The organism is Dietzia sp. B44 (genome assembly GCF_014145245.1).
GTDB classification, from domain to species: domain Bacteria; phylum Actinomycetota; class Actinomycetes; order Mycobacteriales; family Mycobacteriaceae; genus Dietzia; species Dietzia natronolimnaea.
In genome coordinates, this window is sequence record NZ_JAALEF010000075.1 from 1 (window position 1) to 7,751 (window position 7,751).

Below are 7,751 nucleotides of genomic sequence, written 5' to 3' on the forward strand. Positions count from 1 at the left end.
GGCGCCGGGGCGCGGGTCGGGGAAGCCCGCGAGGATGCGGGCCGTCTCGCGGAAGGTGCACAGCGGGGCACCACGGGTGGGGGTCACCGGCCGCCCGGCCCGCAGGTCGTCGACCACCCGCCGGGCCGAGGCCGGGGTCTGGTCGTCGAAGAACTCCCAGTTGACCATCACCACCGGGGCGTAGTCGCAGGCGGCGTTGCACTCGATGTGCTCCAGGGTCACCCTGCCGTCGTCCGTGGTGCCGGGGCCGTCGAGTTCGAGGTGCTCGGCGAGGGAGGCCAGGATCTCGTCCCCGCCCATCACCGCGCAGAGCGTGTTGGTGCACACGCCCACCAGGTAGTCACCCGTCGGGGTGCGGCGGTACATCGAGTAGAACGTCGCCACCGCCATCACCTCGGCCGCCGTCAGGTCGAGCACCCGGGCGCAGAACTCTATGCCGGCCGGGGTGATGTGCCCGTCCTCCGCCTGCACGAGGTGCAGCAGCGGGAGCAGCGCCGACCTGTCCTGCGGGTAGCGGGCGACGATCACGGCGGCATCGGCGGCCAGACGCTCCCGGACCTCGTCCGGATACGTCCGCCGTGCGCCCGGGTGGACGATGGCGCCCGGTTCGTCGGGCTTCTGACCGAACTGGAGGAAGACCGGCTCGCCGCTCATCGGTCCACACCCCCCATCACCGGGTCGATGCTGGCGACGGCGGCGATCACGTCGGCGAGCATCCCGCCCTCGCACATCGCGGCCACCGCCTGCAGGTTGGTGAACGACGGGTCGCGGTAGTGGACCCGGTACGGGCGGGTGCCGCCGTCCGAGACCATGTGCACTCCCAGCTCGCCGCGGGGCGACTCGACCGGCACGTACACCTGTCCCGGGGGCACCGCGAACCCCTCGGTGACCAGCTTGAAGTGATGTATCAGGGCCTCCATCGAGCTGTCCATGATGTGGCGGACGTGCTCGGCGGAGTTGCCCAGGCCGTCGGGGCCGACCTTGAGCTGGGCGGGCCACGCGATCTTGGGGTCGTCGACCATCACGGGGCCGGGCTCGAGCCGGTCCAGGCACTGTTCGACGATCCTCAGCGACTCCTTCATCTCGTCCACCCGGATGACGAACCGGTCGTAGCAGTCGCTGCCCGACCCGGTCACCACGTCGAACTCGTAGGTCTCGTACCCGCAGTACGGATCGGTCCGGCGCACGTCGTGGGGCAGTCCACTGGCCCGCAGCACCGGTCCGGTCACCCCGAGGGCGATGCACCCGGTGAGGTCGAGGTAGCCCACCCCCTCGAGCCGCATCTTCCAGATCGGGTTCTGGCGCAGGAGGAGCTCCATCTCGCGGATGCGGCCGGGCATCACGTCCAGGAGTTCGCGCACCTTGGGCACGGCTTCGTCCGGGAGGTCCTGGACCACCCCGCCGGGCCGGACGTAGGCGTGGTTCATCCGCAGACCGGTGATGATCTCGAAGACGTCCAGGACCATCTCCCGCTCGCGGAAGCCGAACAGCATGGGGGTGCTGGCCCCGAGTTCCAGGGCGCCGGTGGCGAGAGCGACCATGTGCGAGGAGATCCGGTTGAGCTCCATGAGCATCACCCGGATGACCGACGCCCGCTCCGGGATCCGGTCGGTGATCCCGAGCAGCCGTTCCACCCCGAGGCAGTAGGCGACCTCGTTGAAGAACGGCGAGAGGTAGTCCATCCGGGTGACGAAGGTGACGCCCTGGGTCCAGTAGCGGTACTCGAGGTTCTTCTCGATACCGGTGTGCAGGTAGCCGATCCCACAGCTCGCGCGGGTGACGGTCTCGCCCTCGATCTCGAGGATGAGCCGCAGCACCCCGTGAGTGGACGGGTGCTGGGGGCCCATGTTGACGACGATGCGGTCGTCGTCGGCGTTCCGTGCCGCGTCGCTGATCGCCTCCCAGTCCTGCCCGGTCGCGGTGAGGACGGTGTCCGAGTCGGTTCTGTCGGCCATCAGCTGTAGGCCCTCCGCTGGTCAGGGGGCGGGATGGTCGCGCCCTTGTACTGCACGGGGATCCCGCCGAGCGGGTAGTCCTTGCGTTGCGGATGGCCCTCCCAGTCGTCCGGCATCTGGATGCGGGTGAGTGAGGGGTGTCCGTCGAAGTGGACGCCGAAGAAGTCGTAGGTCTCCCGCTCGTGCCAGTCGGTGGTCGGATAGATCCTGGTCAGGGACGGGATGTGCGGATCGGAATCGGGGGCCGAGACCTCCAGCAGCAGCCGGCGGTTGTGGGTGATCGACTGGAGCGGGTAGACCACGTGCAGTTCGTGGCCCGCGGCGTCGGGGTAGTGCACCCCGCTCGCCCCGAGTGACATCTCGAAGCGGAGTGCGGGGTCGTCCCGGAGTGTCAGCGCGACCGCCGGCAGATGTCGGCGCCGGACGTGCAGGGTCAGCTGTCCGCCGTGCACCACGACCTTCTCCACGGCCTCGTCGAAGGTCGGTCCGCCCCGCGATGCCAGTGCGGCCGTGAGCGCGGCGACCACCTCGTCGTCGTCCCCACCGTCGGGCGGCCGGGTACCGCCCGGCATGTCGACCGGGCGCACGAGCCCGCCGAACCCGGAGGTGTCCCCGGAGCCGCGCACCCCGAACATGCCGTGGCGGACCCCGACCGTGGTCACGTCGGATCCGGCCGGGCCCGCGGGGTCCGGGGCGTCGGCCGGGACCGGATGGTCGCCGGTCACCGGAACATCCCCTCGACGGGGATGAGCGGACGCTGGTCCAGGGCCGCCTGCTCCGCCGCGCGGACGGCCTCGGCCCGGTTGGCGCCGAGGGGCATGTGCTGGATCTTGTCGTGCAGGGTGATGATCGCGTGCATGAGCATCTCGGGCCGCGGCGGGCATCCGGGCAGGTAGATGTCCACGGGGACGACGTGGTCGACGCCCTGGACGATCGCGTAGTTGTTGAACATCCCGCCCGAGGACGCGCACACACCCATGGCCAGCACCCACTTGGGCTCGGCCATCTGGTCGTACACCTGGCGCAGGACCGGGGCCATCTTCTGGCTGACGCGGCCGGCGACGATCATCAGATCGGCCTGGCGGGGGGAGGCCCGGAACACCTCGGTGCCGAACCGGGCCAGGTCGTAGCGGCCGCCACTGGTGGCCATCATCTCGATGGCGCAGCACGCCAGGCCGAAGGTGGCGGGCCAGAGCGACCCCTTGCGCATGTAGCCCGCGAGTTGCTCGACCGTGGTCAGCAGGAACCCGCTCGGCAGTTTCTCCTCCAGTCCCATGACTGTCTCCTCCTCCCGGTTCCGGTCAGTCCCAGCTCAGTCCGCCCCGACGCCACTCGTAGGCGTAGGCGACGGAGACGTTGAAGACGAACAGGGCCATCGCGGCCAGCCCGAACAACCCGAGGTTGTCGAAGTGGACGGCCCACGGATAGAGGAAGAGGATCTCGATGCCGAAGATGATGAACAGCATCGCGGTGAGGTAGTACTTCACCGGGAATCGCCCGCCACCGACCGGTTGCGGGGTGGGCTGGATGCCGCACTCGTAGGCCTCGAGTTTCGACCTGTTGAACCGGCTCGGACCGGCCAGCGAGGAGACCAGCGAGGAGAAGACGGCAAAGGCGACGGCGACGGCCCCGAGGGCCAGGATCGGCACGTACTCGTTCATCGCGTCACTCCTCGCGTGTTCCTCGAGAAGTCACCTGTGGGCGCACTTCTCCTGCAACCGCATGGGATCGCCGGCGACCGGCTGTGGTGGGGTCACGGCCCGCCGTCTCCCTGTCGGATCGGGGTGTCCCGATCCTCGACTGTGACTCTACTCACATTGCTTTGACGCGTGTCTGGGGTTTCGGCAGACGGATTTTCGGCGGTCTGTGGCGGACGACTGCAGCGGCTGCCCGTGGCGGCCGGCGGCGCGATCTCAGGACGGCGCGAGGAGCGAGGTGACGGTGTCCCGCAGCCGGAGCGGGTCGATCGGGTGCGGGACCGACGCGTCGGCCCGGGACCAGTCGGCCAGCCACCGGTCGTCCGCGCGCCCGATCAGCACGAGGATCGGCGGGGTGTGGTCGAGCTCGTCGCGCAGCTGCTTGGCCAGACCCAGCCCGCCGGTGGGGGCGGCCTCGCCGTCGAGGATCGCGAGACCGATCCCCCCGGCGTCCATGTGCTCGATCACCACCGGTGCCGTGGCGACCTCGGTGAAGTGCAGTCGGGGGAGGTCGGGGTGCGGGCGCGTGCCCAGTGCTGACATGACGCGGCTGCGGGTCGCGGCGTCGTGGCTGTAGACGAGCACCCGTAGCTCGACGTCCGGACTGGTGATCTCGGTCACGTTCGCGATGCTACCGAGCGGGCTCGGCTGCGGTGGGGGCAGCCGGCGCACCGGCCGAAATGAGAGACGCGGCCCGGGCTCGAGAGCACCGGGCCGCGTCTGCGGCGGAGGATAGGGGATTTGAACCCCTGAGGGGCCATAAACCCCAACCCGCGTTCCAGGCGAGCGCCATAGGCCACTAGGCGAATCCTCCGTGGACGAGAGTACCCAGCGCGGCCAACCACTGGCAAACCATCCGGGAATCACCGGCCACATCCCGGGCTGCGTGCAGCGGCGGAGGCGGCACGGCTAGACTCGTCACCGGACCCCGCGCGGCGTCCATCCTGTGAACTCCCCCAGGGCCGGAAGGCAGCAAGGGTCAGCGGGCTCTGGCGGGTGCGCGGGGTCCCTTTACGTCTGGGTACACACACCACCGACGATGTCGACCTCCCGGAGGCCACTATGGCGCTGTCCGATCTCTCCGCCGACGAACTCACCCGACTCGAGTCCGAGTTGTCGTCCGAGTACGACTCGCTCGCCGACCGGGGACTGTCCCTGGACCTGACCCGCGGGAAGCCGTCACCCGAGCAGTTGGACCTCTCCGAGCGACTGCTGGCGCTTCCGGGGGAGGGCGACCACACGGCCGGCAAGACCGACGTCCGTAACTACGGCGGCGGCGCCGGTCTGCCGGAGCTCCGCGGGATCATCGCCGAACTCCTGGGCGTGGACGCCGGCCGCGTGATCGCCCAGGACAACGCGAGCCTGTCGATCATGTACGACCTGCTGACGTTCTCGATGCTGTTCGGTACGCCCGACTCGGAGCGCCCGTGGAAGGACGAGCCGAAGCTCCGCTGGCTGTGCCCGGTCCCCGGGTACGACCGGCACTTCGGCATCACCGAGGCCCTCGGTATCGAGATGATCCCCGTGACGATGGGGGAGGGCGGCCCGGACATGGACGAGGTGGAGCACCTCGTCGCCACGGACCCGTCGATCAAGGGCATGTGGTGTGTGCCGATCTACTCCAACCCGACCGGGACCGTCTACAGCGACCACACCGTGTCCCGGCTGGCCCGGATGGCCGCGGCCGCCCCGGACTTCCGGGTGATCTGGGACAACGCCTACGTGGTGCACACGCTGACCGAGGACTTCCCCAAGGTGCCCGATGTGGATTCGCTGGCCGCCGAGGCCGGTCACCCCAATCGATTCCTGCAGGTGTGTTCGACCTCCAAGATCACCTTCGCCGGGGCCGGGGTGTCGTTCCTCTCCGCCTCCGAGGCGAACCTCGACTGGTACCTGGGGCACACCGGGATCCGGTCGATCGGCCCCAACAAGGTCAACCAGCTGGCACACGCGCGCTTCTTCGGTGACGCCGACGGGGTGCGGGACCACATGCAGAAGCACCGCGAGATCGTGGCCCCGAAGTTCGAGGCGGCCGCCGCCGCACTGGGCCGGAGGCTCGGCGGGTACGACGTGGCGACGTGGACGAGTCCCGAGGGCGGGTACTTCATCGACCTCGAGGTGCCGGACGGCACCGCCACGGAGACCGTCCGCCTGGCCAAGGCGGTCGGGGTGGCTCTGACCCCGGCGGGTTCGGCTTATCCGTACGGGCAGGATCCCGACGATCGGCACATCCGATTGGCCCCCACGTTGCCGCCGCTGGCCGAGGTGGAGGAGGCGATGGACGTGGTGGGCCTGTGCGCGCTGCTCGCCGCGTGCCGCGACGCACGAAACTGATGTAACAGCACCTCCCCCTTCGTTAATCACCTTCCCCCATGGGTCGGGTGCGCCGGGCGCCCGCCCTCGCGCTCCGGCGCGGGTCGCCGAGCCGTCTTCACCTGCGAGACATGCCCCAACGTGATCTACAACATGTTCCCATTGGGTGGGCACGCAGGGGGGACCGCGGCGGTGGCGCTGACGTGCACGTATGTCGCCAGCCGCATAGTTGAGCAATAGTCAACGAGAGTAGGTCCTTGATCCCCACAGGTCGGCATGGTTGTATCTGAAACGTCCGGACCCCATAAGGGATCGGGCACCGGAGTGCGGCTGAGGGGCTGCGAGGGGCCGGTGCTCCGATCCTGGTCCGGAACCGCGCCGCGAGGGTCTGAGGGGGCCCGCACCGCCGCGCGAGGGACGTCGGGAGGGGCTGCGGAGACGCGGCCCCTCCGGTCATTTCCGGAGGTCGGGTCCCGGGACGCGGAGGGCGGACCTCGCCGTCGTACCCCCTGGGTACCCTCTACACGTGGCCCTCTATCGGAAGTATCGCCCCGCCTCCTTCGCCGAGGTCGTGGGCCAGGAGCACGTCACCGAACCGCTCTCGGTGGCCCTGTCCTCCGGTCGCATCAACCACGCCTATCTCTTCTCCGGCCCGCGAGGGTGCGGCAAGACGTCGTCCGCCCGGATCCTCGCCCGGTCGCTGAACTGCGTGGAGGGGCCCACCGCCACGCCGTGCGGGGAGTGCGACTCGTGCGTGGCCCTGGCACCCGGGGGCACGGGCACGCTGGACGTCACCGAGCTCGACGCGGCCAGTCACGGCGGCGTGGACGACACCCGCGACCTGCGTGAGCGGGCGTTCTTCGCGCCGGCGTCGTCCAGGTACCGGGTGCTCATCATCGACGAGGCGCACATGGTCACCAACGCGGGCTTCAACGCCTTGCTCAAGATCGTGGAGGAGCCGCCGGAGCACCTCATCTTCATCTTCGCCACCACCGAGCCGGAGAAGGTGCTGCCGACCATCCGCTCGCGGACGCATCACTACCCGTTCCGCCTGCTCACGCCGTCGTCGATGCGCGGGCTGGTCGAGCGGATCAGCGAGCAGGAGGGCGTGAGGGTCGAGCCCACGGTCTTCCCCCTGGTCATCCGCGCGGGTGGCGGGTCGCCGCGTGACACGCTGAGCGTGCTGGATCAGCTGATGGCGGGCGCGGGCGAGGACGGCATCACCTATTCGCGTGCGGTGAGTCTGCTGGGAGCCACCGAGGTCGCGTTGATCGACGACACCGTGGACGCGCTCGCCGCGGGTGACGGTGCGACGCTGTTCCGGACCGTCGACAAGGTCATCGAGGCCGGGCTCGACCCCCGCCGGTTCGCCGCCGACCTGCTCCAGCGGTTGCGGGACCTGATCATGGTGCAGTCGGTGCCCCAGGCCATCGAGCGCGGGCTGGTCGACGCCCCGGTCGAGCAGGCCGACACCATGCGGCGCCAGGCCGAGAACATCGGGCCCGCCACCCTGGCGCGGTGTGCGGACATGGTGCACGAGGGGATGGGGTCGATGCGCGGCGCCACCTCGCCCAGGCTGCTGCTGGAGATCCTCTGCGCCAAGCTGCTCCTGCCCTCCGCCGACGACTCCATGATCGCGCTGGTGCAGCGAGTCGAGGCGCTGGAGTCGGGCACCGCGCAGGCGGCCACCGCGCCTGCCGGTGGTGCCCGGGTCCGGGACGGGGGTCCGTCCGGAGTGGGTGGGGCTTCGCCGGACGACGACGAAGGGCGCTCCGGCACGGGCGGC

8 protein-coding genes, 1 tRNA gene and 1 other RNA gene are annotated in these 7,751 nt (G+C 69.9%); 3 read left to right on the top strand and 7 right to left on the bottom strand.

Annotated features, from left to right (window positions below; translation table 11 throughout):
- The 7 genes from nuoE to G6017_RS03145 all read right to left on the bottom strand — a co-directional run.
- Positions 1-654, bottom strand: a 654-nt coding sequence (nuoE, locus tag G6017_RS03115) for an NADH-quinone oxidoreductase subunit NuoE (RefSeq protein ID WP_182615919.1), incomplete at its 3' end; no start/stop codon positions are given.
- A complete protein-coding gene (gene nuoD / locus G6017_RS03120; RefSeq protein ID WP_179524325.1) occupies positions 651-1,955 on the bottom strand; it encodes an NADH dehydrogenase (quinone) subunit D in 1,305 nt (434 codons plus the stop codon). The genes nuoE and nuoD, both read right to left, overlap by 4 nt.
- A complete protein-coding gene (locus G6017_RS03125) occupies positions 1,955-2,590 on the bottom strand; it encodes an NADH-quinone oxidoreductase subunit C (RefSeq protein WP_206682165.1) in 636 nt (211 codons plus the stop codon). The genes nuoD and G6017_RS03125 overlap by 1 nt, the downstream gene beginning before the upstream one ends.
- An 86-nt stretch (positions 2,591-2,676) precedes the next feature.
- Entirely contained in the window at positions 2,677-3,231 is a 555-nt protein-coding gene (locus G6017_RS03130; protein WP_095717151.1) for a NuoB/complex I 20 kDa subunit family protein, read from the bottom strand.
- Between the two features lie 25 nt (positions 3,232-3,256).
- Positions 3,257-3,616, bottom strand: a complete 360-nt coding sequence (locus tag G6017_RS03135; RefSeq protein WP_095717152.1) for an NADH-quinone oxidoreductase subunit A — start codon at positions 3,614-3,616, stop codon at positions 3,257-3,259.
- Positions 3,617-3,868: 252 nt separating this feature from the next.
- The gene (locus tag G6017_RS03140) at positions 3,869-4,282 is read right to left on the bottom strand and encodes an Rv3143 family two-component system response regulator (protein ID WP_481787381.1); all 414 of its coding nucleotides are present in this window, start codon (positions 4,280-4,282) and stop codon (positions 3,869-3,871) included.
- Positions 4,283-4,378: 96 nt separating this feature from the next.
- Positions 4,379-4,466, bottom strand: a tRNA-Ser gene (locus tag G6017_RS03145).
- Positions 4,467-4,572: 106 nt separating this feature from the next.
- On the opposite strand from G6017_RS03145, the gene ffs reads away from it, so the two are divergent.
- From ffs to G6017_RS03160, 3 genes are all read left to right on the top strand, one after another.
- An RNA gene (ffs, locus tag G6017_RS03150) (signal recognition particle sRNA small type) lies at positions 4,573-4,667 on the top strand.
- A gap of 47 nt (positions 4,668-4,714) precedes the next feature.
- Positions 4,715-5,986 (top strand): aspartate aminotransferase type Ic, encoded by a 1,272-nt coding sequence (locus G6017_RS03155; protein WP_182615923.1) that lies wholly within the window; start codon positions 4,715-4,717, stop codon positions 5,984-5,986.
- 505 nt (positions 5,987-6,491) lie between these two features.
- On the top strand, positions 6,492-7,751 hold a 1,260-nt coding region (locus tag G6017_RS03160; RefSeq protein WP_347237935.1), incomplete at its 3' end, for a DNA polymerase III subunit gamma and tau.